Origin of the sequence: Streptomyces tubercidicus (assembly GCF_027497495.1) — a bacterium.
Taxonomy (GTDB): Bacteria; Actinomycetota; Actinomycetes; order Streptomycetales; family Streptomycetaceae; genus Streptomyces; species Streptomyces tubercidicus.
In genome coordinates this window covers 3,270,424-3,294,340 of sequence record NZ_CP114205.1, presented here as the reverse complement: position 1 = coordinate 3,294,340, position 23,917 = coordinate 3,270,424, and the positions used below count along the sequence as shown (strand labels likewise).

The 23,917-nt window shown below is 72.0% G+C and carries 24 protein-coding genes; 11 read left to right on the top strand and 13 right to left on the bottom strand.

Annotated elements, in window-relative coordinates; genetic code table 11:
* The first annotated feature begins 48 nt into the window (after window positions 1–48).
* A complete protein-coding gene (locus tag STRTU_RS14075; RefSeq protein ID WP_159743854.1) occupies window positions 49–1,368 on the top strand; it encodes a hypothetical protein in 1,320 nt (439 codons plus the stop codon).
* A 166-nt stretch (window positions 1,369–1,534) separates the two neighbouring features.
* Entirely contained in the window at window positions 1,535–2,182 is a 648-nt protein-coding gene (locus STRTU_RS14070; protein WP_159743853.1) for an HAD family hydrolase, read from the top strand.
* On the opposite strand, the gene STRTU_RS14065 is transcribed toward STRTU_RS14070, so the two are convergent.
* A complete protein-coding gene (locus tag STRTU_RS14065) occupies window positions 2,137–2,397 on the bottom strand; it encodes a hypothetical protein (protein WP_371873594.1) in 261 nt (86 codons plus the stop codon). The two genes, STRTU_RS14070 and STRTU_RS14065, sit on opposite strands and share 46 nt — an antisense overlap.
* Window positions 2,398–2,622: 225 nt before the next feature.
* Here STRTU_RS14065 and STRTU_RS14060 point away from each other — a divergent pair, with 225 nt between their 5' ends.
* Complete coding sequence (locus tag STRTU_RS14060) at window positions 2,623–3,006, top strand: cold-shock protein (protein ID WP_018089689.1); 384 nt, start codon at window positions 2,623–2,625, stop codon at window positions 3,004–3,006.
* 56 nt (window positions 3,007–3,062) lie between these two features.
* Here the strand turns inward: STRTU_RS14060 and STRTU_RS14055 are convergent, their stop codons facing one another.
* The 4 genes from STRTU_RS14055 to STRTU_RS14040 form a co-directional block, all read right to left on the bottom strand.
* Complete coding sequence (locus STRTU_RS14055) at window positions 3,063–3,914, bottom strand: 1,4-dihydroxy-6-naphtoate synthase (RefSeq protein ID WP_159743852.1); 852 nt, start codon at window positions 3,912–3,914, stop codon at window positions 3,063–3,065.
* A 38-nt stretch (window positions 3,915–3,952) separates the two neighbouring features.
* Window positions 3,953–4,705 (bottom strand): futalosine hydrolase, encoded by a 753-nt coding sequence (locus tag STRTU_RS14050; protein ID WP_159743851.1) that lies wholly within the window; start codon window positions 4,703–4,705, stop codon window positions 3,953–3,955.
* Between the two features lie 12 nt (window positions 4,706–4,717).
* On the bottom strand, window positions 4,718–5,221 hold the full coding sequence (locus STRTU_RS14045) for a hypothetical protein (RefSeq protein ID WP_159743850.1): 504 nt from the start codon (window positions 5,219–5,221) through the stop codon (window positions 4,718–4,720).
* Window positions 5,222–5,291: 70 nt separating this feature from the next.
* Window positions 5,292–6,716 (bottom strand): MFS transporter, encoded by a 1,425-nt coding sequence (locus STRTU_RS14040; protein WP_371873593.1) that lies wholly within the window; start codon window positions 6,714–6,716, stop codon window positions 5,292–5,294.
* A 368-nt stretch (window positions 6,717–7,084) separates the two neighbouring features.
* On the opposite strand from STRTU_RS14040, the gene STRTU_RS14035 reads away from it, so the two are divergent.
* From STRTU_RS14035 to STRTU_RS14025, 3 genes are all read left to right on the top strand, one after another.
* A complete protein-coding gene (locus STRTU_RS14035) occupies window positions 7,085–7,990 on the top strand; it encodes a DUF3027 domain-containing protein (protein ID WP_159743848.1) in 906 nt (301 codons plus the stop codon).
* A 664-nt stretch (window positions 7,991–8,654) separates the two neighbouring features.
* Window positions 8,655–11,870 (top strand): sacsin N-terminal ATP-binding-like domain-containing protein, encoded by a 3,216-nt coding sequence (locus STRTU_RS14030; RefSeq protein WP_371873675.1) that lies wholly within the window; start codon window positions 8,655–8,657, stop codon window positions 11,868–11,870.
* A 90-nt stretch (window positions 11,871–11,960) separates the two neighbouring features.
* The gene (locus STRTU_RS14025; RefSeq protein WP_159743847.1) at window positions 11,961–12,182 is read left to right on the top strand and encodes a hypothetical protein; all 222 of its coding nucleotides are present in this window, start codon (window positions 11,961–11,963) and stop codon (window positions 12,180–12,182) included.
* Between the two features lie 204 nt (window positions 12,183–12,386).
* Here STRTU_RS14025 and STRTU_RS14020 read toward each other — a convergent pair whose 3' ends face one another.
* From STRTU_RS14020 to STRTU_RS14010, 3 genes are all read right to left on the bottom strand, one after another.
* Window positions 12,387–13,037 (bottom strand): hypothetical protein, encoded by a 651-nt coding sequence (locus STRTU_RS14020; RefSeq protein WP_174878865.1) that lies wholly within the window; start codon window positions 13,035–13,037, stop codon window positions 12,387–12,389.
* 236 nt (window positions 13,038–13,273) lie between these two features.
* On the bottom strand, window positions 13,274–13,489 hold the full coding sequence (locus tag STRTU_RS14015) for a DUF397 domain-containing protein (RefSeq protein WP_159743846.1): 216 nt from the start codon (window positions 13,487–13,489) through the stop codon (window positions 13,274–13,276).
* Window positions 13,473–14,312 carry a helix-turn-helix domain-containing protein gene (locus STRTU_RS14010; RefSeq protein ID WP_159743845.1) on the bottom strand — a complete coding sequence of 280 codons (840 nt, stop codon included), beginning with the start codon at window positions 14,310–14,312 and terminating at the stop codon, window positions 13,473–13,475. Before STRTU_RS14010 ends, STRTU_RS14015 begins: the two co-directional genes overlap by 17 nt.
* Before the next feature lie 164 nt (window positions 14,313–14,476).
* Here STRTU_RS14010 and STRTU_RS14005 point away from each other — a divergent pair, with 164 nt between their 5' ends.
* Window positions 14,477–14,851 carry a hypothetical protein gene (locus STRTU_RS14005; RefSeq protein ID WP_246240490.1) on the top strand — a complete coding sequence of 125 codons (375 nt, stop codon included), beginning with the start codon at window positions 14,477–14,479 and terminating at the stop codon, window positions 14,849–14,851.
* A 59-nt stretch (window positions 14,852–14,910) separates the two neighbouring features.
* Here STRTU_RS14005 and STRTU_RS14000 read toward each other — a convergent pair whose 3' ends face one another.
* The 3 genes from STRTU_RS14000 to STRTU_RS13990 all read right to left on the bottom strand — a co-directional run bounded on the left by STRTU_RS14000 (window position 14,911) and on the right by STRTU_RS13990 (window position 17,928).
* A complete protein-coding gene (locus STRTU_RS14000; RefSeq protein ID WP_159743843.1) occupies window positions 14,911–15,099 on the bottom strand; it encodes a hypothetical protein in 189 nt (62 codons plus the stop codon).
* 93 nt (window positions 15,100–15,192) lie between these two features.
* Window positions 15,193–17,607, bottom strand: coding sequence for an HAD-IC family P-type ATPase (locus tag STRTU_RS13995; RefSeq protein ID WP_159743842.1), 2,415 nt, complete (start codon window positions 17,605–17,607; stop codon window positions 15,193–15,195).
* 63 nt (window positions 17,608–17,670) lie between these two features.
* Window positions 17,671–17,928 (bottom strand): DUF2530 domain-containing protein, encoded by a 258-nt coding sequence (locus STRTU_RS13990; protein WP_159743841.1) that lies wholly within the window; start codon window positions 17,926–17,928, stop codon window positions 17,671–17,673.
* Window positions 17,929–18,179: 251 nt separating this feature from the next.
* Between STRTU_RS13990 and STRTU_RS13985 the strand changes: the two genes are divergently transcribed.
* Window positions 18,180–19,652 (top strand): NCS2 family permease, encoded by a 1,473-nt coding sequence (locus tag STRTU_RS13985; RefSeq protein WP_159743840.1) that lies wholly within the window; start codon window positions 18,180–18,182, stop codon window positions 19,650–19,652.
* Between the two features lie 30 nt (window positions 19,653–19,682).
* On the opposite strand, the gene STRTU_RS13980 is transcribed toward STRTU_RS13985, so the two are convergent.
* Window positions 19,683–19,874 (bottom strand): ribbon-helix-helix protein, CopG family, encoded by a 192-nt coding sequence (locus STRTU_RS13980; protein ID WP_159743839.1) that lies wholly within the window; start codon window positions 19,872–19,874, stop codon window positions 19,683–19,685.
* A 130-nt stretch (window positions 19,875–20,004) separates the two neighbouring features.
* Between STRTU_RS13980 and STRTU_RS13975 the strand changes: the two genes are divergently transcribed.
* The 3 genes from STRTU_RS13975 (at window position 20,005) to thpR (ending at window position 22,580) form a co-directional block, all read left to right on the top strand.
* Window positions 20,005–20,469 carry a MarR family winged helix-turn-helix transcriptional regulator gene (locus STRTU_RS13975; protein ID WP_159743838.1) on the top strand — a complete coding sequence of 155 codons (465 nt, stop codon included), beginning with the start codon at window positions 20,005–20,007 and terminating at the stop codon, window positions 20,467–20,469.
* Between the two features lie 28 nt (window positions 20,470–20,497).
* Entirely contained in the window at window positions 20,498–21,928 is a 1,431-nt protein-coding gene (locus STRTU_RS13970; protein WP_159743837.1) for an MFS transporter, read from the top strand.
* 82 nt (window positions 21,929–22,010) lie between these two features.
* The gene (thpR, locus tag STRTU_RS13965; protein WP_159743836.1) at window positions 22,011–22,580 is read left to right on the top strand and encodes an RNA 2',3'-cyclic phosphodiesterase; all 570 of its coding nucleotides are present in this window, start codon (window positions 22,011–22,013) and stop codon (window positions 22,578–22,580) included.
* Between the two features lie 328 nt (window positions 22,581–22,908).
* Here the strand turns inward: thpR and STRTU_RS13960 are convergent, their stop codons facing one another.
* Complete coding sequence (locus STRTU_RS13960; RefSeq protein ID WP_159743835.1) at window positions 22,909–23,907, bottom strand: aldo/keto reductase; 999 nt, start codon at window positions 23,905–23,907, stop codon at window positions 22,909–22,911.
* Between the last annotated feature and the right edge of the window lie 10 nt (window positions 23,908–23,917).

Here is a 23,917-nt window from a genome sequence, read left to right as displayed (position 1 = left end):
GAGGCGGTACCGTCGAGGCAGTAACCAGCGGACGCCGCAGGGGATTTCGTGGGGATCGAGAGCGATCAGCTCGTCTTTGACTATCTGAGCCGGGTCGGCGACCTGGCCCAGCAGCGGGGCCTGCCCGCCGCCACACGGATGCGGCTGGTGACCGGACTCCGGGCCGAGATCGACGGCGGGACGGCCGATTCGGTGTCCGGTGTGAAGCGGACGCTGGCCCGGCTGGGGACGCCGGAGGCGGTGGTCGCGGCCGCCGGGAGCCCGGACGACCGGGTGCCGGGGGCGTCATGGAGCGGCTCGGGGACGCGGCCGGAGCCGGGTGCCGGGCCCGCCTCGGGTGCCGGGCCCGCCTCGGGTGCCGGGCCCGCCTCGGGTGCCGGGCCCGCCGTACCACTCGGCCCGCGGCCCGCCGAACCTCCCCGCCGCTGGACCGGCGCCCGCGACAAGCTCACCGGCCTGGCCGCGCGCAGCGGACTGACCGGCAAGGGGGGCGAGGGCGGCGCGGCGGCGGGAAACGGGTCGGCCGCCGGGAACGGCAAGGCGTCCGGAGACGGCGCGGCGTCCGGGCTCGGCAAGTACTTCACGAGCGGCAAGGGCTCCGTGAGCGGCAAGGCCCCCACGACCGGCGCGGTCCCCGCTCCGCGCGACGCGGCGCCGGACCCCGCGCCGACGGTCGGCCTGCCCCCGCATCTGGCCGGCGCCCATGAGCTGGGTGACGCCGAGGACGCCCCGGACTGGTGGCGGGTGGAGCCGGCGCCGTTCGGGCCGGGCGAGACCGTGCCCGGATTCGTCGGCGGCATCGAGATCCCGGAGATGTGGGACCGCCCGGAGGACGAGCGCCCGCTCTCGCTGAAGAAGGACGGCGCGGACGGGGCCGCCGGGGGCGCTGAGCAGGGCGCCGAGGAGGACGCACCGGCGGAGCGTCCGCTGCCCCGCATGCTGCGGCGCGCGCTGGGCCGCCGTCGCGCCGCACCGCCGCCCCCGGTCGAGGACGGGGCCACGGAAGAGGTCGTGGCGCTACCGGCGCGGGCGCCGCTCAGCCCCGTGCTGACGCTCGCGGTGCTGCTGCTGGTGGCCGGTGCGGCACTGGGATCGTGGCTCGCGCTGGCGGGCGGCTGGGGACTCACCTACGTCTCACAGCGGCTGACCCGCGCCGAGGCCAAGTTCGCCGCGCTCGGTGTGCCGGGCACCGTCGTCGGCGGCCTGGTGGTGTGGCTGTGGGGACGGTTCGACGGGCGCTGGGGCGAGCCCCTCGCACAGGGCAGGCTGGGCGACGAGATGCTGGCCGGGCTGCCGGTGATGGCGCGGGTGGCGGCGGTCGCCTCGGCCCTGTTCCTGGTGTGGCGGATGCGACGGGCACCACGGTGAGGCGGGCGTCGTGAGCCGGACCGGATGACCTTCGGGACGACCGGCATGACCCGCGGGACGACCGGCCAGGCGGCAACCGACCGGCCGACCGGCCACGCCGACCATGGCCCAACCGTGGCCCGACCGTCCCGGCCGCCCGCCCCGCCCCCCAGGCACAATGGCAGACATGGCTGCACACCCCCTGACGGTCGGCTTCGACCTCGATATGACGCTGATCGACACCCGCCCCGGCATCAGGGCCGCCTACCAGGAGCTGTCCGCCCGGACCGGCACCTTCGTCGACGCCGATCTCGCCGTCAGCCGGCTGGGGCCCCCGCTGGAGGAGGAGATCAGGCAGTGGTTCCCCGAGGAGCGGGTGGCGGAGATCGCGGACCTCTACCGGTCGCTGTACCCGGAGTACGCGGTCGCGGCGTCGCCCGCCCTGCCCGGCGCCCGGCAGGCCCTTGACGCGGTGCACCGGGCGGGCGGCCGGACGATCGTGGTGACCGCCAAGTACGAGCCCAGCGCCAAGCTGCACCTGGCGCACCTCGGGCTCGACGTGGACGCCTTGATCGGCTCGCTGTGGGCGGCGGGCAAGGCCGAGGCGCTGACCAAGCACCACGCACAGGTCTACGTCGGCGACCACCTCGGCGACATCGTCGGGGCGCACACCGCCGGCGCGCTGTGCGTCGCGGTCGCCACCGGCCCGTGTGACGCCACGGAGCTGCGCGCGGCCGGTGCCGAGGTGGTGTTGGACGACCTGACGGAGTTTCCGTCCTGGCTGGAGCGCTATGTGGCGGAGCGGGCGGACGGCGACGAAGCCGCCGCCACCTGACGGCGCTGCGCCAGCACGGAACGGATCACTCCGGCCGCCGCGACGAGGAAACCGGCGCCCATCAGCATGCACACCCCGTAGAAGACGGACGGCAGCGGATCGGTCCCCAGGAACAGCGGGGCCACCGTGGCGAGAGTGGCCGCTGCGCCAACTAGGAACATGATCGCGCCGATTCGGACCAGCAGATCCCCGGCAAGGGGCGTTTCGTCAGACACCTGACCAGGGTAAGTCCGGGCCAGAAGCACGGAGGATCCACCCGGCGGCGTCTTGTCACCGGCCTTGGGACCATTAGCCTTGGTGGTAGCGGGTCCTGCGGCCCGCTGCATTGCTCTCCAGACCTCTCCACCTCTCGGCCCGCCCGAGCGGAGAGGAGCCCAGCCCGCAGTTCCGCAGTAGACCCGGCCCAGTTTTTTCCAACGAGTACGAGGACGAGGACAGACGTGCCTACCGGCAAGGTCAAGTGGTTCAACAGTGAGAAGGGCTTCGGCTTTCTCTCCCGCGATGACGGCGGTGACGTCTTCGTGCACTCGTCGGTGCTCCCCGATGGCGTAGCCGCACTCAAGCCTGGCCAGCGCGTCGAGTTCGGCGTGGTCGCGGGCCAGCGCGGCGATCAGGCGCTGACCGTGACACTCCTCGACCCCGCACCCTCGGTGGCCGCGGCGCAGCGCCGCAAGCCCGACGAGCTCGCCTCGATCGTCCAGGACCTCACCACGCTCCTGGAGAACGTCACCCAGCAACTGGAGCGCGGCCGCTACCCCGACAAGGTGCACGGCGCCAAGATCGCCGGGATGCTGCGCGCCGTCGCCGACCAGCTGGACGTCTGACGCACCGTCCGCGGACCGGCGCACCCCGCCGTCCCGGCCGGCCCGCCCGGCCCACCTCACACAAAGTTCAGCGCATCGCGGCCGAGGGGCGGAACGAGCCCCTCGGCCGCGGCGCGGGTGAGCAGCCCGCGCACCGCGGCATAGCCGTCCTCGCCGAGGTCGGCGGTGAACTCATTGACGTACAGCCCGATGTGCTGGTCGGCGACCTTCGGGTCCATCTCCTGGGCGTGCTCCAGCACATACGGCCGGGACGCCTCCGGATCGTCCCAGGCCATCAGCACCGAGCGGCGGATCGCCGCCGCGAGATCGCGCAACGTCCGCTCGCCCAGCGACCGCTTGGCGATGATCGCGCCGAGCGGGATCGGCAGCCCGGTGGTGTGCTCCCAGTGCTCACCCATGTCGGCCAGGCAGAACAGGCCGTAGTTCCCGTAGGTGAAGCGCGCCTCGTGAATGACCAGGCCCGCGTCGACCTTGCCGTCGCGCACGGCAGGCATGATCTCGTGGAACGGCAGCACCACGATCTCCCCGACGCCGCCCGGCACCTCGGCCGCCGCCCACAGCCGGAACAGCAGATACGCGGTGGACCGTTCACTGGGCACCGCGACGGTCCTGCCCGCCAGATCCGCGGCCGCCCCCTGCTCCCGGGTCAGCACCAGCGGACCGCAGCCGCGCCCCAGCGCCCCGCCGCAGGGCAGCAGCGCATAGTCCTGGAGCACCCACGGCAGCACCGCGTAGGACACCTTCAGCACATCGAACTCACCGCGCTCGGCCATGCCGTTGGTGACGTCGATATCGGCGAAGGTGACCGCCAGCTCCGGCGCGTCCGGGACGCGGCCGTGCGCCAGCGCGTCGAAGACGAAGGTGTCGTTCGGGCACGGCGAGTACGCGATGTTCAGCGGCCGGGTCATGGGGGCCTCCTCAGGGACGTGGGGTCCCCCCGCGCGAGCTAAGCCGAGCGTGGGGGAGGTTCCGGAGCCGGTCCGGCGGTGGCCGTCAGGGCTGTGGGAAGCGTACGGAAGGCGCCGGTGAGGGCGGCGAGGGCGTCGCCGATGCGCCAGGCGGCGCGGTCGCGGGGGCCGACGGCATTGGAGACGGTACGGATCTCCAGTACCGGCACCCCGTGTGCGGCGGCCGCCTCGGCGACCCCGAAGCCCTCCATGGCCTCGATGAGCGCCCCCGGGTGACGCTTCGCCAGCTCGGTGGCGCGGGCCGCGGTGCCGGTGACCGTCGAGACGGTGAGGACGGTGCCGGCCGCCGCGCCTGCCGCTGCCGCGACGGCCCGTACCAGCGCCGGGTCGGGGTGGTGCGCGACCGTCCCGAAACCGAGTTCGGTGACCGGGGCGAAGCCGTCGGCGGTCTCGGCGCCGAGGTCGGCGGCCACGATCGCGTCCGCGACCACCACCGAGCCCAGCGGTGCGCCGGACGGCTGCCCGGGGGAGAAGCCGCCGCCGATACCGGCCGAGACCACCAGCTCGTACGGCTGTCCGGCGAGGGCGGCGGCGGTCAGCGCGGTGGCCGTACCGGCGGCCGCGGCGGCCGGACCGACGCCCGCGGCCAGCACATCGAACGCCACCGCGGGCCCGGCGGCCCGCCGCAGCTCAAGACCGCCCGGCAGCGTCACCCCGTCGCAGGGGCCCGCCGCGGCGCACACCGCGTCACGCTCGGCGGCCACCGCCGTGACGACCAGGACCCGCCTCATACGGCCGTGCTCCTAGTTCTCCTGCTTGAGCGTGAAGTGCCACATCGTCTTGGGGCCCTCGCCCGCGCCCAGCTCGGCGATCTGGAGGGTGACGTCCTTGGAGTACGTGGTCTGGCCGGTCTGCGGGTTCTGCTGCATGAAGAGCGTGTCCGCGTCGAAGCTGCGGTACGTCTGCTTGCTGGGCTCGCGCATGACGGGGCCGGCACCGATGACGATCCAGCCGGACTTGGCGACCTCCGGGTCGACGCCGACGCGCACCTTCTCACCCGGGCGCACGGTGATCGTCTTGTCGCCCTTCTTGGTCAGGCAGGCCGTGATGTCCTTCTTGGAGAGGGCCTTGCCGTCACCGTCGCAGCCGGGAGTGGCCTCGGCCGTCACCGTGTTCGAGTTGACGGTCACGGTCGCGAGCGCGGTCGGCTTCTCGCAGGCGGAGAGGGTGATGAGACCCAGGGACACGGCACCGATGGCGGCAGCGGCACGGCGGCCCTTGCCCCAGGAGATCAACGCAGCGGTCATACGGGCAGGCTATCTGGCGCCTCAGCTCACGCCACGCCCGGGTGCGGCGTGCCGTGTGGCCCGTCGCACCTCAGGCCACCCGGGTGCTCCGCGTACCGCCCCGCCGGGCCGCGCCCAGCAGCCCCCGTACGGCCAGCACCACGCCCAGCGCCACCAGCCCCGCGGCCACCGCCATCCCCAGCGTGCCGATCAGCGGCAGCGAGATCCCGATCGCGCCGCCCACCACCCACGACATCTGCAGCGCCGTCTCGGACCGGGCGAACGCGGAGGTACGCCCCTCCTCCGGCACATCGCGCTGGATCATCGCGTCCAACGACAGCTTCGCCAGCGCCTGGCACAGCCCCGCGGCCGCCGCCGCGGCGGTCACCACGACCACCGCCAGCACCTGGTAGAACACCGCCGCGACCACCGTCGCGCAGAGCGCCAGCCCCAGCATCGCCGCGATGATCCGCTCCGGCCCGCGGGCCTTCAGCCAGGCGCCGACCGCCGTCCCCAGCGCGTTGCCGGTCCCGGCCGCCACCACCACCAGCCCGAGCGAGGCCGCCGGGCCCAGCCCGCCCAGCGGATGCTCCCGCAGCAGGAAGGCCAGGAAGAACGTCAGGAAACCGGAGAGCGCCCGCAGACAGGCGTTGGCCTGCAGACCGTGCAGCACCGACGGGCCGACCGTCCGCAGCCCCGGCTTCCGCCCAAAGCCCTCCGCGCGCGCCACCGCATCCCGGGACGCCAGCCGGGCCCGGCGCTCGCCCTTCGCCGAGTCGACCTTGTGCGGCAGCGAGAACGACAGGACCGTCCCGGCCACGAACACCGCACACGCCCCGTACAGCGGCCAGGCCGGCCCGATCAGATGCAGCCCGGCCGCCGCCGGGGCCGCCGCCCCGGTCGCCAGCAGCCCCGCCAGCGTCACCCGCGAATTGGCCTTGACCAGCGAGATCCGCGGCGGCAGCAGCCGCGGCACCACCGCGCTGCGGACCACCCCGTACGCCTTCGACGCCACCAGCACACCGAGCGCCGCCGGATACAGCTCCAGCCCCCCGGTGGTGACCGCACCGGACATCGTCACCGCCAGCAGCGCCCGCGCCAGCATCGCGCCCGCCATCGCCGCCCGGCGGCCGTGCGGCACCCGGTCCAGCAGCGGTCCGATCACCGGCGCGAGCAGGGCGAACGGCGCCAGCGTGACCGCCAGATACAGCGCCACCCGGCCCCGCGCCTCATCGGTCGGCACCGAGAAGAACACCGTCGAGGCCAGCGCGACGGTGATCAGCACGTCACCGGCCGAGTTCACCGCATGCAGCTCGATCAGCTTGCCCAGCCCCGACTCCCCGGCGCCCTGCGCATGCGTGGCGCGCCGCACCCCGCGCGCCGCACCCGTGAACGGCCGGTGCAGCGCACGGCCGACGGCCCGGCCCGCCCGGCGGACCCGGCCGTGTCCGGACCCGCCGCGCGTCGATGCGCGCGAGACCCGTGACGACTTCGACGACGCCCGTGCGGCAGCCACCCGGTCATAGTGCCCCAACTCGCCCAGGAGAGGGCACTTTCTCTCCCCTGCCGCGCGGGGCGTACCGGCCCGTGATCGCGGCCGTGGACATTTGCCGCTCCCACCGAGGGGTCGTCCACCGTTGAAGGGGTAGCGTGTGTAGCGCGCCACCGGCGGTCGTTCTTGGCCGCGTGCCTCCGCGCGATCCCGCAGAATGGGACGTAAGAGGTGCGCTCGACCGAAACGACCGGGCGCGGACGTCGACGCGGTCCCCAGGTCCGCTCCGCCCGCCCCGGCACCGCCGGTCGTCCGGACAGGACAAGGACAGCTCCGGCTGGCGCACTCGTGAGACGGCGTAGAAGAGAGAATCGATTCTTGTGAGTGCTGCGATGCGAAGCCGTACCCCTGACCGCCTGTGCGCCGAGGCGGTTGACCTTGCCAGGGCGGCGGCGGAGGAAGCCGCACTGCCCGGCATGGTCGGCGAGCACATCGAGGCCGTTGCCGACGGCGACCGCGTCGTCACCCACCTCTTCGCCTGCAACGAACCCGGCTACCGGGGCTGGCGCTGGGCCGCGACGGTCGCCAGAGCCTCCCGCGCCAAGATCGTCACGCTCGACGAGGTCGCCCTGCTGCCCGGCCCCGACGCCCTGCTGGCGCCGGAGTGGGTGCCGTGGAGCGAGCGGCTGCGCCCCGGCGACATGGGCCCCGGCGATCTGCTGCCCACCGAGGCCGACGACCTGCGCCTGGAGCCCGGCTACACCGGCGAGGACGCCCCACCGCCGAACTCCCCGGTCGCCGAGGGCATGGCCGCCGAGGTCGCCGACTCCGAAGAGGCCGACGTCCTCCCCGGCTCGCCCGCGCTCCAGCCCGCCCCCCAGCGCGGCAGCATCGCGGCCGTCGCCGAGGAACTGGGCCTGCGCCGCGCCCGGGTGCTCTCCCGCTACGGTCTGCACACCGCCGCCGACCGCTGGGAAGAGGCGTACGGCGCCCGCTCCGCGATGGCCCAAGCGGCCCCCGCCACCTGTGTGACCTGCGGCTTCCTCACCCAGCTGCCCGGCTCCCTGGGCCAGGCGTTCGGCGTCTGCGCCAACGAGTTCTCCCCGGCGGACGGCCGGGTGGTGTCCCTCGCGTACGGGTGCGGAGCGCATTCCGAGGCCGCCGTCATGCCGAAACCGCCGCGGCCTGCCGCGCCGGTTGTGGACGAGACGGTTGTGGAGCCGTTGTCGTTGCGGCCCGAGCGGGACGGGGGGTCGGTCGAGGAGACGGGGCCTGCGGAGGAGCTGGGTCACAGCTAAGCGCTGGGGGCTCATTCCCACGTTGTCGGCTGTCCCGCCGTGCGTCTTCTGTTCTTCGCCTGTCGGCGGGGTGGGGTGTTTGGGCGGGGGCCGCGGTTTGTGGGTGGTGGGTGCCGGTGGTGGTCCTCCGGGGCCTGTGTTGTGGACTGCTTCGCTTTACGTCCACAACACAGGCCCCTCCGGCCCACCCCCTCCCGTCCGGGTGGCGGCCTCCGTCCGGTGGGGGTGAGGGTTTTTAAAGACCAGGGGGTGGGGCCGCGTCGTTGCGCGGGCCGACCCCCTGGTCTTTGACAATTCCCCCCACCGGGGTGGGGTCCCCTCAACTGACGGGAGGGGGCGGGGCCGGAGGGGTGGGTGTTCGGGCTTTGCTTCCGAAGGTCCAAATAAGGAGCAAAGGCGGAGCGCAGCGGAGCGTAAAGCGAAGCAGTCCGAACACCCACCCCGGAGGTCCCGCCACCGGCACCTACCGCAAACCGGGGCCCCGCCTCAAACAACCCCCACCCCCCGCCGGAGGCGAAACCGGAGCGCGGCGGGGTACCCGCAAACGTGGGGCGATACCGTCGGCGACAGTCGACATACCTGAGGGAGACCGACAGTGACAGCTACGTCGTGGGTGCGGGGCGCAGCCGGAGACCCGTTCGGGACGGCCCGGCTGCGGCGTGGTGTGCTGGATGCCTGGGCCGCCTCGCCGGCCCGGTTCCGGGAGGATGCCAACGCCGAGGAGGACTTGGCGCTCGGCGGCTACCGCGACCGGCTCGCCGTGGAGCTGGCGCAGAACGCGGCGGACGCGGCGGCCCGCGCGGGTGTCCCCGGCCGCCTCCGGCTGACCCTGCACGCGGCGGACGGCGACGCGCCCGCCGTACTGGTCGCGTCCAACACCGGCGCCCCCCTGGACGCCACCGGCGTCGAGTCGCTGTCGACCCTGCGGGCCTCCGCGAAGCGGGAGCCCAGCGTGGCGGCCGGGGCGGTCGGCCGCTTCGGCGTCGGCTTCGCCGCGGTGCTGTCGGTGAGTGATGAGCCGGCGCTGGTGGGCCGTACCGGCGGCGTCCGCTGGTCGCTGGCCGAGGCGCGGGCGATGGCGGAGGAGGTGGCGGCGCACAGCCCCGGTCTGGGCGGTGAGTTGCGCCGGCGCGACGGGCATGTCCCGTTGCTGCGGCTGCCGCTGCCCGCGGAGGGCGGCGCGCCCGAGGGCTATGACACCGCCGTGGTGCTGCCGCTGCGGGACGTCGCGGCGCAGGATCTCGCCGAGCGGCTGCTGACCGGGATCGATGCGGCGCTGCTGCTGACGCTGCCGGGGCTGGCCGAGGTCGTGGTCGAGACCCCGGAGGGCGTACGGGAGTTGCGGCGCAGCCAGGACGGCCCGTATGTCCTGATCGAGGACAGTGAGCGGGGCGCCACCCGGTGGCGGGTGGCGAGCGACGGCGGCCCCCTGGACCCGGCGCTGCTGGCGGACCGGCCGGTCGAGGAGCGGCTGCGGCCGGTCTGGTCGGTGACCTGGGCGGTGCCCGTGGACGGCGAGGGCGCACCGGTGCGGCCGGGGACCGCGGCGGTGGTGCACGCCCCGACGCCGACGGACGAGCCGCTGGGGCTGCCCGCGCTGCTGATCGCGTCGTTCCCGCTGGAGCCGACCCGTCGGCACGTCGCGCCGGGCCCGCTCGCCGACTTCCTGGTGGGGCGGGCGGCCGAGACGTACGCGGCGCTGCTGGGCGGCTGGCAGCCGGTGTCCGTCGGCACCCTCGATCTGGTGCCGGGCCCGCTCGGCAAGGGCGGTCTGGACGGTGAGCTGCGCCGTCAGGTGCTGGAGCTGCTGCCGCGGGTGCGGTTCCTGCCGAGCGCGGGCGCGCCGGGGGAGGGCCGTACGGAGCGGACCGAGACGCCGGGCGGTGAGTGGGACGAGGACGACAGCGGTGTCGACCGGTACGTCCTGCGGCCGGTGGATGCCGAGTTGGTGGAGGGCGCGGGCGCGGCGGCCGTGGGCGTACTGGCCGAGCTGTTCCCCAGTCTGCTGCCGGCCGGGCTCGAACGCCGTCCGGAGCTGCGGGCATTGGGTGTGGCCCGGGTGCCGCTCGGCGAGATGATCGACCGGCTGGCGGGCGTCGAACGGTCGCCCGGCTGGTGGTGGCGGCTCTATGACGCGCTGGCCGGTACCGACCCGGACCGGCTCAGCGGGCTGCCGGTCCCCCTGGCGGGCACGGCCGGCCAGGGCCCCGGTGGCGCGCAGGGCGGCGTACGGACCACGATCGGGCCGCGTCAGGTGCTGCTGCCGCTGCCCGGCGGCGGCCCGGACGAGGACGCCGCGGCACGGCACCGTACGCTCGCCCGGCTCGGCCTGAAGGTCGCCCACCCCGACGCGGTGCACCCGCTGCTGGAGAAGCTGGGCGCCACCCCGGCCGCCCCGCGCGCCGTGCTGACCACGCCCCAGGTGCGGGCGGCGGTGGCGAACTCCCTGGAGGCCGACGAGGACGCGTACGACGTCTTCGCCGACGAGCTGGGCGGCGGCCCCGGGGCGCCGCTGGGTACCGAAGAACTGGCGGAGACGGTGCTCGGCCTGGTCCGGGACGCCAACCTCGCACCGGGCGACGAACCCTGGCTCGGCGCGCTCGCACTGCCCGACGAGGACGGTGAGCCGGCTCCGGCGGGCGAGCTGGTGTTCCCGGGCAGCGCCTTCGAACGCGTCATCCGTGAGGGCGAAATCGCCGCCTGTGACGCCGAGTTGGCGGAACGATGGGGCGAGCAGCCGCTGACCGCCGTGGGCGTCATGGCCGCCTTCGCGCTGGTCCGGGCCACCGATGTCGTCCTGGACCCGGACGAAATGGAGCCGCGGGAGGGCGACTTCGCCGAGCCCGACGACGTCGGACTCCTGGACGCGGTCGACGTGTGGTGCGAAGACATCCTCGACGCGCTGCCGGATACCCCCGTCCCGCCCGTGGTGACCGAACTCGTGGCCGTACGCGACCTCGATCTGGTCGATGACGACGCCTGGCCGCAGGTGCTGGCGATGCTGTCCCAGCCGCCGCTGCGCGATGCGCTGACCGCGCCCGTACGGGTCCTGCTCCCCGACGGCACCACCGAATCCGTCCGCCCGTACACCGCCTGGTGGCTGCGCGGACACCCGGTGCTGGACGGGCGCCGCCCCGCCGGTCTGCGGTCGGCCGGCGGCGACCCGCTGCTGGCCGGGCTGTACGAGTCCGCCGACGCGGGCGACGTCGACGCCCAGGTGCTGCGCGCCCTCGGCGTACGGACCTCGGTCGCCGCGCTCCTCGACGAGCCGGGCGGCGCCGCGGAACTGCTGACCCGGCTCGCCGATCCGGACCTGACCGTCGGCGCCGCCCAACTGCACGCGCTCTACGGCCTGCTGGCGGACCTGGACCCCGACCAGGTGACCCTCCCGGACGAGCTGCGAACCGTGCTCGACCAGCAGATCCGGGTGGTCGACGCGGCCGACGCCGTGGTCGCCGACGCCCCCGACCTGGTGCCGCTCGCGGCCGGCCTCCCCCTGCTCCCGGTACGCCCGGCCCGCGCCGCCGAGCTGGCGGACCTGCTGCAAGTACGCCGCCTGAGCGAGACGCTCACCGCCGAGGTCCGCTCCGAGGGCGTACCCCACGAGGTCCCCGAGGCCGTACGCACCCTCCTCGGCCCCGCCACCCCCCACTCCTACCTGGAACACGACGAACTCCTCGTCACCACCGCCCCGGACGCCACCGCCGAACTGGACTGGCGCCACACCCCCGACGGCACCCTCCACGCCGCCACCCTGGAGGGCGTCGCGGCGGGCCTGGCCTGGGCGGCCGGCCAGTGGCCCCGCCGCTTCGAGGTCGCCGCCCTGTTGGAGGACCCGGACCGGGGGGATGAGCTGGCGCGGGCGCGTTGGTTCGACTGAGGGGGGATCGCCGGGCGGCCCTGTAGTGATGGGGCCGCCCGTCGGCGGCTCAGCGATCGAGGCACGAAGGCGTGGGCGAGGACCGCTCCCATGCCCTGGGCGGGCGGTCGTTCGCCTGGCAAGACGCTGCCGCTCATCGTGGTGGCGGCCGCACTGGCCGGTTGCGGCATAGGACTTCTCGGCGCGGTCGTCTTCGGGCAATTCGTCATCGTCACCTTCCCCGTGGCACTCGCGGCCATGCCCGCCGCAGTCGCGGCCGGCACCGCCTGGATCCGGCACCGCAGCTGCCTGCCGGTGGGCACGATCAGCTGAACCCAGGCGTGGACGCGGGGCTCCCGGCCGGTACGTGCTGTAGGCCCGCACGTACGAAGGGGGCCCCGCCTTTCCTGCGCCATGGTCGGCGGGGGCTGCCCTTCACTATGAGGACGATGGCCGAAAGGAAGAGCGCCCCTCCTCGTCCCACAGGACGAGGAGGGGCGCTCCTTTGCGTTCAGCCGTCGGCGTCGGCGGCAGTGGTCACCAATCGGTGAGGTCGACCACGCGTGAGCAGTGCGGGTCGTCAGTGTCGGTCGTGGTGAGCCTGTCTTCGTCGAGCAACGACGGCAGGGCCGCCAGCAGGGCAGTGAGGGCGCCACCGGGATGTACATCAGCGGCTGTGATCCCTGGCAGGCTCTCCTCGGTGTCGAGGTAGAGACGGATCCGGTCCGGGGCCCGGAGCAGGAAGCCGCACAAGCGCGCTTCTGGGTATTCCTCGGTGGAGGGGCAGGCCAGACAGCGCAGGAGGGTGAAGGTCCAGTCGTCGTTGGTGAAGGAGGCTGGATCCACCGTCGCGGGGTCCACGGTATACAAGGTCATCCCCATGACGGTGCTGACCCTGTCGCGGGGGTAGATGTGGGTGCCCGTGTGGACGGTGCGCAGGAGGGCGGCGACGTCGTGCGGTGTGCGCAGTTCGTCGCCCGTGCGTAGGGGAATCTCGTAGGCGGTGAGCCGGTCGGGGGCGTACTCGTCCTTGTCGCCGAGGACCACGCGCACGGCGCCCGTCGTGGGGGGTGCCGGGAGGACACCCCGTACGTGTTGGTCCTCGATGAGGGGTGCGTAAACGTGGTGGAGCAGCAGTCCCGTGATGTCGGCCTGCTGCTCCACAATCTCGTCGTGCTCGTATGTCACTGATTCACCCAGTTCGGACGCTTCTGCATGCCGCCATGCCCGCCGTAGTCGCGGCCGGCGCCGCCTGGATCCGGCACCGCAGGTGCCCGCCGGTGGATACGATCAGCTGAACCCAGGCCGTGGACGCCGGGCTCCCGGCCGGTACGTGCTGTAGACCCGCACGTACGAAGGAGGCCCCGCCTTCCCTGCGCCATGGTCGGCGGGGGCTGACCTTTCGTTGGGTACTGCGCCGCGCGTCAGTTGCCGAACGCGCCGCCCTTGACCGCGGCGACGAAGGAGACCCAGCCCGCCTCGGGGAAGACGCACGCGGGCCCGTGCGGGTTCTTGGAGTCGCGCACCGGTACGGCGCCGGGGAAGCCGTCGGCCACCTCGATGCACTCGGCTCCTTGCCCGTTGCTGTAGCTGGACTTGCGCCAGTCAGTCAGTGTGGACGCGTCAGGAATCATCTTCATCCTCGTACCTTCTCAGGTAATCGCGAATCAGGGTGAGGGATTCATGCTCCGGCAGGGCCTTGGAGCGGGCAACGTCAAACATGTGCGTAAGGGCAAGAACCTTATCCGGCGATTCCAGCAACTCCCCCGAAAAGAAGCTCTCGACGTATCCCGTCGTGGATCCGTTGCGGAAGGTGAGCAGGCTCAGACTGCCGCCCAGCATGGGGTGTTCCCCCTGGCTGAATGGAAGTACCTGGACTGCGACCTGGGACGGCTCAACTGCCGTGAGAACCTGGCGCAGTTGAGCCATCATGCACGCTGATCCCCCGATAGGCCGCTTTAATGCCGCCTCATCCATGATTGCCCAGTAATACGGTGCTTGCCGCCTTTTGAAGACACGCTGGCGGCGCATTCGCGTGGCGACCCGCTCGTTCGTCCGTTCCTCGGATTCGCCGGGTAGTGACTCGCGGAACAAGGCGTGGGCATAGTCCTCGGTCTGCAGGAGTCCCGGGATCAGACTGCTGCCGAAAACCTGAATGCGAGCCGCCTTGCCCTCGCGTTCCACGACTTCCCGGCCGTAATCGGGAATCGAGGCGTCCTGAGCCATGGACAGCAACTCGGCGAGGAGCCCGTCCGTGGCGAAATGCGTGTCCAGGTCCTCGGCGAGTGCCTCAGATGGCAGTTGCTCGCCCCGCTCCACCCGGCTGATGTAGGTGTGCGGGTAGCCGACCTTGTCGGCGAGGGCTCGTTGGGACAGGTTCGCGGTTTCCCGCATGCGGCGCAGGCGTCGCCCGAGCACTGTGCGCGGGGTGGCCCGGTCGTCGTCCTCGTTGTTGAGCTCCATTGCTCGAACACACCTTCAACTCGCTGTCCACTGGCTGACTTTGGTGACGCGTGCGGCGTGTGCCCAGCGTATTTCTTCGGCAATGCTGAGTGAGGACGGAAAGACCCCCGCGACCGCTGCAACGGCCCGGGGGCATGGTCATCAGCCCCGATGAGGTCGACGACGTGAATGACGATATCGCGAAGTATTTCGAGCCTTCGTCCGAAGGCGACGGTGCGCTCGAACACTCCGACTCCGTACGCCTCCTGCCATGGTCCAACGGTGACGGCAACCCCTGCTATCTCCTGGGGGACGGCACGGGCTATGTCTCCCGGGTTGCCGACGAAATCGAGTCTCTGCAGCTCGAAATGGCGGATGACCTCACCGGTCATGCGGACGATCTGCTCGGCTGTCAGCGGGTGAGCAACCGGGAGCTGCGCTTCCTGGCCCGTGGGCTGACCGATTCCCTGCGGGATGTGCGCCGCGTCGCGGACAGCAGGGGTGCGCGGCTGCGTGCGGCCGAGCGCTCGTCGGGCTGCGTGGACGGGCGCGAGGAATAGGGCCGGCCGTTCGGCTGCCGCTGTCGGCGGCGTCAGCTCAGTGCGAGGGCAGCGGTCGTTCAGTCCGAGCTGAACTTCCTCACCAAGGACCAGATGACCGCGACCGCGCCGACGACCAGGATCAGCCACTCCCACCAGTCGAGGGTGCCGTCGCCGCCGCCGTAGGAGCTGCCGCCGGAGTGGTAGTGGTGGGAGTGGTGGGCGCGGGCGAGCACCTCGTAGGTGAGGTGTGCCGGGTTGTAGGTCATGTGGCGGAGAGTAGGCGGGCCTACGGAGGGTTGCCATGGTGGGGCGGGTTCTGTGACCTGGACGATACGGCGGCCGTGATGGTGGCCAGGGGGTCACGCCGGGAAGCGGCGGGCTACCCAGCGCCAGGCCAGCTCCAGTAGGACGGCCGCCACCACTGCGATGGCGACCGCAACCCAGGGCATTGTCGTGCCGACCAGGCGCAGGGCGAAGAAGGTTTGCAGCCAGGGGGTGGCCAGGACGATGAGGAAGGCCAGGGCCATGGTCAGGACCAGGGCGATGCGCCACCAGGTGTAGGGGCGGGCGATGATCGCCAGGACCCAGATCGCGGTGAGGAAGAGGGTCAGGGTGGCCGCGCTGGTCTCGGCGGGGAGGGCGTCCGGGCCGGTGTAGTAGCTGCGGGCGAGCAGGTAGGTGGTGAAGGCGGCGACGCCGGCGATGAGGCCGGAGGGGATGGCGTAGCGCATCACGCGGCGGACGAAGTGGGGGCGGGCGCGTTCCTTGTTGGGGGCCAGGGCCAGGAAGAACGCGGGGATGCCGATGGTCAGGGTGGAGAGCAGGGTCAGGTGGCGCGGCAAGTACGGGTAGGGGATCTGCCAGCAGGCCACCAGGATCGCCAGCAGGACGGAGTAGACCGTCTTGGTGAGGAAGAGGGTGGCGACGCGGGTGATGTTGCCGATGACGCGGCGGCCCTCGGCGACGACCGAGGGGAGCGTGGCGAAGCTGTTGTTGAGGAGGACGATCTGGGCGACGGCGCGGGTGGCCTCGGAGCCGGAGCCCATGGCGACGCCGATGTCGGCGTCCTTGAGGGCGAGCACGTCGTTGACGCCGTCGCCGGTCATCGCGACGGTGTGACTGCGTGACTGGAGCGCGGCGACCATGTCCCGCTTCTGCTGCGGGGTGACCCGGCCGAACACCGCGCCCGCCTCGATCTCGGCCGCCATCGCGTCCCGTTCGCCGGACAGTGCGCGCGCGTCCACCGGGGCGTCCGCGCCCGGCAGCCCCAGCTTGCCGGCCACCGCGCCCACCGACACCGCGTTGTCGCCGGAGAGCACCTTGGCCCGGACGCCCTGGTCCTCGAAGTAGCGCAGGGTGTCGGGGGCGTCCGGGCGCAGCCGCTGTTCCAGGACGACCAGCGCGGCGGGCCGTACGTCGCGGGTGACCTCGGGGTCGTCCAGTTCGCGTACGGCGCGGGCGAGTAGCAGGACGCGGAGTCCCCGGGCGTTGAGCGCGTCGGTCTCGGCGAGCCGGTGGTCCCCGGACGGCAGCAGTACGTCGGGGGCGCCGAGCAGCCAGGTGCTGCTCTCGCCGTCCGGGCTGTTGAAGGACGCGCCGCTGTATTTCCGGGCGGAGGAGAACGGCAGTGAACGGGTGCAGCGCCAGCGCCCGTCCGCCGGATAGGTCGCGATGACCGCCTGGAGGGAGGCGTTGGGCCGCGGGTCGGATTCGCCGAGCGCGCCCAGCACCTGCCGGACGTACGCCTCGTCGCCGTCGAGCGTCCGCAGCCCGCTGACGTCCATACCGCCCTCGGTGAGCGTGCCGGTCTTGTCCAGGCAGACCACATCGACCCGGGCCAGGCCCTCGATCGCGGGCAGCTCCTGGACCAGGCACTTCTTACGGCCGAGCCGGATGACGCCGATCGCGAAGGCGACCGAGGTGAGCAGCACCAGGCCCTCGGGGACCATCGGCACGATCCCGGCGACCATCCGGCGGATCGCCGCGTCGCCCGGCAGCCCGAGGGTGAGCAGATGGCTGAGGATCAGGCCGAGCGCGGTCGGGATCATCATCCAGGTCACGTACTTGAGGATTTGGCTGATGCCGGTGCGCAGTTCGGAGTGGACCAGGGTGAAGCGGCTGGCCTCCTCGGCGAGCTGGGCCGCGTACGCCTGCCGGCCGACCTTGGTCGCGGTGAAGGCGCCGCCGCCCGCGACCACGAAACTGCCGGACATCACCTGCTCGCCGGGCTTCTTGACGACCGGGTCGGCCTCGCCGGTCAGCAGCGACTCATCGATCTCCAGGCTGTCACTCTCCAGCACCTCGCCGTCGACGATGACCTTGTCGCCGGGCCCGAGTTCGATGAGGTCGTCGAGCACCACGGCGGAGGTGGGGATCTCCTCGGTGACCCCGTCGCGCCGGACGGTCGGCCGGGCCTCGCCGATGACCGCCAGGTTGTCCAGGGTCTTCTTGGCGCGCAGCTCCTGGATGATGCCGATGCCGGTGTTGGCGACGATCACGAACCCGAACAGGCCGTCCTGGATCGGACCGACGATCAGGATGATCACGAAGAGCACGCCGATGATCGCGTTGAAGCGGGTGAAGACGTTGGCGCGGACGATCTCGGCGGCCGAACGGGAGGACCGTACGGGGACGTCATTGACCTCGCCCCGGGCGACCCGCTCCGCGACCTCGGCGGCGGTCAGTCCGGGGCTGACCGGTGTCCCGGTGGCCCTCCGGGCGGGCTCGCCACCCGGCCCGGACCGCTCGACGCCGGTCCACGCCCGCTCCGTCATGCCCTCGACGTTACGGGCGGAATGCGTACTTCACCCGCCGACGGGAGGGGCGGTCGCCCGAGGTCAGGACGGGTCGGCCGCCGCGGCGCGCTTGAGTGCGGCATCCCGTCCGCGGACGTACCAGATGCCCACCAGCCCCAGGCCGGCGCCGGCCAGACAGGTCCACACCCACCAGGCGTGGCCGTTGTCGGCGAACCAGCCGTAGAAGGGGAGCTGGCCGAGGAAGAGCACGAACCAGAGGATGGTGCCGCCGGTGACCGTGCCGACGACGGGACCTTCGAGAGGCGCCGGGGCCTCGCGCAGTTCGGACTTCTTCCACATGGTGCTCAGGATACGGGGGCGGGTGAGGGACCCGCGGGCCGACGTGGGTGCGTGCGCAGAGGCCCGGTGCCCCAAGGGTCTACGCGCGGAGATAGCGATCAGTGCATTGTTTATTCATACTGAACCTTTCTGGATGCGGCTTGTTCGGCTCGTATTTACCTCCAAGTCGATCCAGTTGATTGCGTTTTTGTTCGTGTTCCGGGCCCTTGGGCCCCCGCGCCTGCCCAGGCCCGTCCGACTGAGGTCCCCGCATGTCCCCCTCGGCCACCACGCCGGTCGGCATCCTCGAAAACCCAGGTCCGAAGCCTCCCAAGAACGGCTTGGACCGCCTCTTCAAGATCTCCGAGCGGGGGTCGACGGTCAGCCGCGAACTGCGCGGCGGTCTGGCGACGTTCTTCGCGATGGCCTACATCATCGTGCTGAACCCGATCATTCTCGGCTCCGGAGTCGATAAGTACGGTCACCATCTGGACAACGCTCAGCTGGTCACCGCCACCGCGCTGATGGCCGGACTGAGCACGGTCCTGATGGGCGTCATCGGCAATGTCCCGATCGCCATCGCGGCCGGCCTCGGCATCAACGCCGTGGTGGCGCTGCAGCTCGCCCCCAAGATGAGCTGGCCGGACGCGATGGGCATGGTCGTGCTCGCGGGTCTGGTGCTGATGATCCTGGTCGCCTCGGGGCTGCGGCAGCGGGTGATGGACGCGATCCCCAACGGGCTGCGGCGCGCCATCGCCATCGGCATCGGCCTGTTCATCTCGCTGATCGGCCTGGTCGACGCGGGCTTTGTGACCCGTAATCCGGACGCCGCGCACACCACCGTCCCGATGGGGCTGGGCCAGGGCGGACAGCTCACGGGCTGGCCGGTGCTGGTCTTCGTCATCGGCCTGGCGCTGATGTTCGTCCTGATCGTGCGGAAGACCAAGGGCGCGATCCTGATCGGCATGGTCAGCATGGCCGTCCTCGCGATCGGCATCAACGCCGTCGCCGACATCCCGGACGCCTCCTGGGGCCTGGCGGTCCCCAACGTCCCGGAGAAGATCGTCGACACCCCGGACTTCGGACTGATCGGTCAGATCAGCCTGTTCGGCGGCTTCCAGGAAGTCGGGGTGCTGACCGGCTGCCTGTTCGTCTTCACCGTGCTGCTCTCCGGCTTCTTCGACGCGATGGGCACCATCATCGGCGTCGGCGAGGAGGCCGGGCTGCTGAACAACGAGACCGGCCAGCTGCCGAACATGGGCCGGATCCTGATGGTCGACGGCATCGCGGTCGCGGGCGGCGGCTTCGGTTCGGCCTCCGCCAATACCTGCTTCGTGGAGTCCACGGCCGGTGTCGGCGAGGGCGCCCGCACCGGTCTGGCGAACCTGATGACCGGTGGCCTCTTCCTGCTCGCGCTGGTCTTCACGCCGCTGGCGACCGTCGTCCCCGCACAGGCGGCGACGCCCGCGCTGGTGGTCGTCGGCTTCCTGATCATGGCGTCGAACGTCCGGGACATCGACTGGGGCGACTTCACCATCGGCATCCCGGCGTTCCTGACGCTCGTCTCGATGCCGTTCACCTACAGCATCACCAACGGCATCGGCATCGGTGTCCTGGCCTTCATCCTGCTGCGCGCGGCGACCGGCCGGTTCCGGGAGGTCCCCTGGCTGCTGAACGCGGTCGGCTTCTGCTTCCTGGTCTACTTCCTGCTGAACCCGATCGAGCAGGCGCTGGGCGTCAAGTAGCCGGCCGGGCGTCAAGCAGCCCATCAGGCGTCACGTAGCCAGCCAGCGGCCGCCCAGTTTCTCCGTCTCGTCGACGGAGGACTTGAACCGCTCGTCGAAATCCTCGCGGATGAGCGTCCGGACCACGTAGTCCTGGACGCTCATTCCGCGTTTTGCGGCGTGCTGCCGAATGCGCTCCAGCAGCTCCCCGTCCACCCGCAGGCTGAGCACTTGCGATCCCATCCGGACACGGTCCCGTCCGTACGCGGTCAGCTGCGTCACTTTCGGCCGCGTCCTCACTCATTTGGGTGATGCGGGGCGGAAGAGGACCCTTGGCTTTCCTTAGAAAGGGTAATGAGTTACGCTAAAGACCATGCCGGAACTGTCCCCTCTCCAGCCCGACGGGCCGGAGGTGCCCCCCGACGACGCGGCCGCGGTGAACGCGCTGCGGTCCGCCGTGATGCGCCTGTCGCGCCGACTCAAGCACCAGCGGGTCGACGAATCGCTGAGCCCCACCGAGATGTCGGTGCTCGGCACCCTCGCCCGGTGCGGCCATGCCACGCCCGGCGAGCTGGCCCGCAAGGAGCATGTGCAGCCGCCGTCGATGACGCGGATCGTGGCCATGCTGGAGGCCAAGGGACTGGTCCGGCTCGAACCGCACCCCGACGACCGCCGTCAGAAGGTCGTCACGCAGACCGAGCAGGCCGAGGCGATGCTGGAGGAGAGCCGCCGTAAGCGCAACGCCTGGCTCGCCGAGCTGGCCTCCGGGCTGGACGCGGACGAGTGGGCGAAGGTGCGGGCCGCCGCGCCCGTGCTGGAGAAGCTCGCACAGCTGTAGAACCCGAGGCCGAGGAGGCGAACCCACTTTGAGTACGGGATCCGGAGCAGACTCCGCCCCCGCACCGAACTCCCACGACGACACGGTTTCCGACGACGCGACCGCGACCTCTCCGGGCCCCGCCCCGGCTGTCGCCGCCGGCCCCGCCGCCACACCGCGCAAGGGCACGTTCAGTTCACTGCGTATCCGCAACTACCGTCTCTTCGCCACCGGCCAGATGGTGTCCAATACGGGCACCTGGATGCAGCGCATCGCCCAGGACTGGCTGGTGCTCAGCCTCACCGGGTCCTCCACCGCGGTCGGTATCACCACCGCGCTGCAGTTCCTGCCGATGCTGCTCTTCGGCCTCTACGGCGGCGTCATCGCCGACCGCTTCGCCAAGCGCAAGCTGCTGCTCTTCACCCAGTCCGCCATGGGCGTCACGGGTCTGGCACTCGCCGCGCTCACGCTGAGCGGGCAGGTCCAGGTCTGGCACGTCTACCTGGTCGCCTTCGTACTCGGCCTGGTCACCGTCCTCGACAACCCCGCCCGGCAGGCGTTCGTCTCCGAAATGGTCGGCCAGGACGAGCTGCGCAACGCCGTCAGCCTCAACTCCGCCAACTTCCAGTCCGCGCGGCTGATCGGGCCCGCCGTCGCCGGTGTCCTGATCACCGCCTTCGGCAGCGGCTGGGCCTTCCTGCTCAACGGGCTCTCCTTCATCGCCCCGCTCACGGGCCTGCTGATGATGCGCACCGCCGAACTCCACAAGGTCGACCGCGTCCCGCGCAGCAAGGGCCAGCTGCGGGAGGGCCTGCGGTATGTCTCGGGCCGCCCCGATCTGATCTGGCCCATCGTCCTGGTCGGCTTCATCGGGACCTTCGGCTTCAACTTTCCGATCTGGCTGACCGCGTTCGTGCACCACGTCTACCACCAGGGTGCGGGCACGTATTCCCTGTTCAACGGGCTGATGGCGGCCGGTTCGCTGATCGGCGCGCTGCTCGCGGCCCGCCGCGCCAGCTCCCGGCTGCGGCTGGTGGTGGGGGCGGCGATGCTCTTCGGCGTGCTGGAGATCGCGGCCGCGCTCGCCCCGTCGTTCTGGATCTTCGCGATGCTGCTGGTCCTGATCGGCACGGTCGGCCTGACGATCAATGTCACGGCCAATTCGAGCATCCAGATGGCCACCGATCCGGCGATGCGGGGCCGGGTGATGAGCCTGTTCATGATGGTCTTCGTGGGCGGCACCCCGCTCGGCGCACCCCTCGTCGGCTGGATCACCGACACCTTCGGCCCGCGGATCGGCTTCATGGCGGGCGGTGCGGTCTCCCTGGCCGCCGCGGTCCTCATCGGTCTGATCCTCGCAAGGGTGGGCGGTCTGCGCCTCAAGATCGACCTGCGCCGTGGCCGTCGGCACCTCGCCTTTGTGCCCCGGGACCCGGCCACCGAGCCGTCCGGGGAGCGGGATCTGACGCCGGCGGCGTAGCGCACGGGATGCCTCGGCCCGCAGGGACGGGCCGGGGCGCCGTGTCCGCCGGATGCCCGGTGCGCTGCGCCACACTGGCCGCATGAGACTCTTCGCCGCCGTCCTTCCCCCCGCTCCCGCGATCGAGGAACTGGCCGCCGAGGTGGCGCAGTTGAAGCGGCTCCCGGCCGCCGACCGGCTGCGGTGGGCCGGCCGGGACAGCTGGCACTTCACCCTCGCCTTCTACGGCGAGGTGCACGGGGAGACCGTCCCCGAGCTGTCCGAGCGGCTGGCCCGCGCCGCCCGCCGCCGCGCCCCCTACGAGCTGTGGATCGCGGGCGGCGGCCGCTTCGCGGACCGGGTGGTGTGGGCCGGGGCCGACGGCGACCGCCCCGCCATGCGCCTCCTGGCCGACGCGGCCACCGCGGCGGGCCGCCGGGCCGGTCTCACCATGGACGAGCAGCACCGCCCGTATACCCCGCACCTCACCCTCGCCAGAAACCGGGTCCCCGGCCTGGACCTCCGCCCGTACGCGACCGCCCTCAAGGACTTCACCGGCCCCGCCTGGACGGTCGGCGCCCTCGCCCTGGTGTGCAGCCATCCCCCCGTCCCCGGGGCGGCGGGCACCCAGCCCCGGTACGAGACGGTGGGCACCTGGCCGCTGGGGCACTGAAGCCGGCGCGGCCAGGGGCCCAGGCGGGGGTCCGGGGGCCGCGCGCAGCCCTGCCCGCTGAAGCTCCGGTGGCCGTGCAGCCCCCGGCCCGCTGAAACGTTCGGGTCCGCCCCCGTTACGCTCAGAGGGTGGATCCCAAAACCCGTAACCGGATCATGTCCGGTCTGCTCGCCCTGCTGCTCGTCGTCGTGATCGTGGCGGCGGCGCTGCGCTGACGGCGGCACCGTACCGACGGCCGGTCCGACGGCCGCACGCACGGACCGCCGCACCGGTCCCCGTAAAGCGCCCGGCAGCGGCTGAAACCTCCGCCGCCGGGCGCCCCGCCCGTTCACCAGGCGAAGGCCTCCGGGCTCGGCCCCGGACCGGGGAAGATCTCGTCGAGTGAGGCGAGCAGCTCGTCCGGGAGGGTCAGTTCCACGGCCCGCAGCGCGGAGGCGAGCTGGTCCGCGGTGCGCGGGCCGACGATCGGGCCGGTGACCCCGGGCCGGGTGAGCAGCCACGCCAGCGCGACCTCACCGGGCGCCATCCCGTGCTTGTCCAGCAGATCCTCGTACGACTGGATCTGGGTCCGGATCGCGGAGTTGGCGAGCGAGTCGGCCGAGCGGCCGGAGCCCGAGCGGGCCGCGCCGCCCTCGCGCTCCTTGCGGAGGGCGCCTCCCAGCAGCCCGCCGTGCAGCGGGGACCACGGGATGACGCCCAGGCCGTAGCCCTCGGCGGCCGGGATCACCTCCATCTCGGCGCGCCGCTCGGCGAGGTTGTAGAGACACTGCTCGCTGACCAGGCCGTACGAGCCACGGCGGGCGGCGGTCTCGTTGGCGCGGGCGAGGTGCCAGCCCGCGTGGTTGGAGGAGCCGACGTAGAGGATCTTGCCCTGCTGGACGAGTACGTCCATGGCCTGCCAGATCTCGTCCCAGGGCGTGTCCCGGTCGACGTGGTGGAACTGGTAGAGGTCGATGTAGTCGGTGCCCAGCCGCTGGAGGCTGGCGTCCACCGCCCGCCGGATGTTGAGCGCGGAGAGCTTGTCGTGGTTGGGCCAGACCTTGTCCCCGTCCGGCGCCATGTTGGCGTAGACCTTGGTGGCCAGCACGGTCTTGTCCCGCCGGCCGCCGCCCTTGGCGAACCACGAGCCGACGATCTCTTCCGTACGGCCCTTGTTGGCGCCCCAGCCGTACACATTGGCGGTGTCGAAGAAGTTGATACCGGCCTGCTGCGCCGCGTCCATGATGGTGTGGCTGTCGGCCTCGTCCGTCTGAGGCCCGAAGTTCATCGTCCCGAGGACGAGTCGGCTGACCTTGAGTCCGGTGCGTCCGAGCTGCGTGTACTTCATGGTTCCCCAG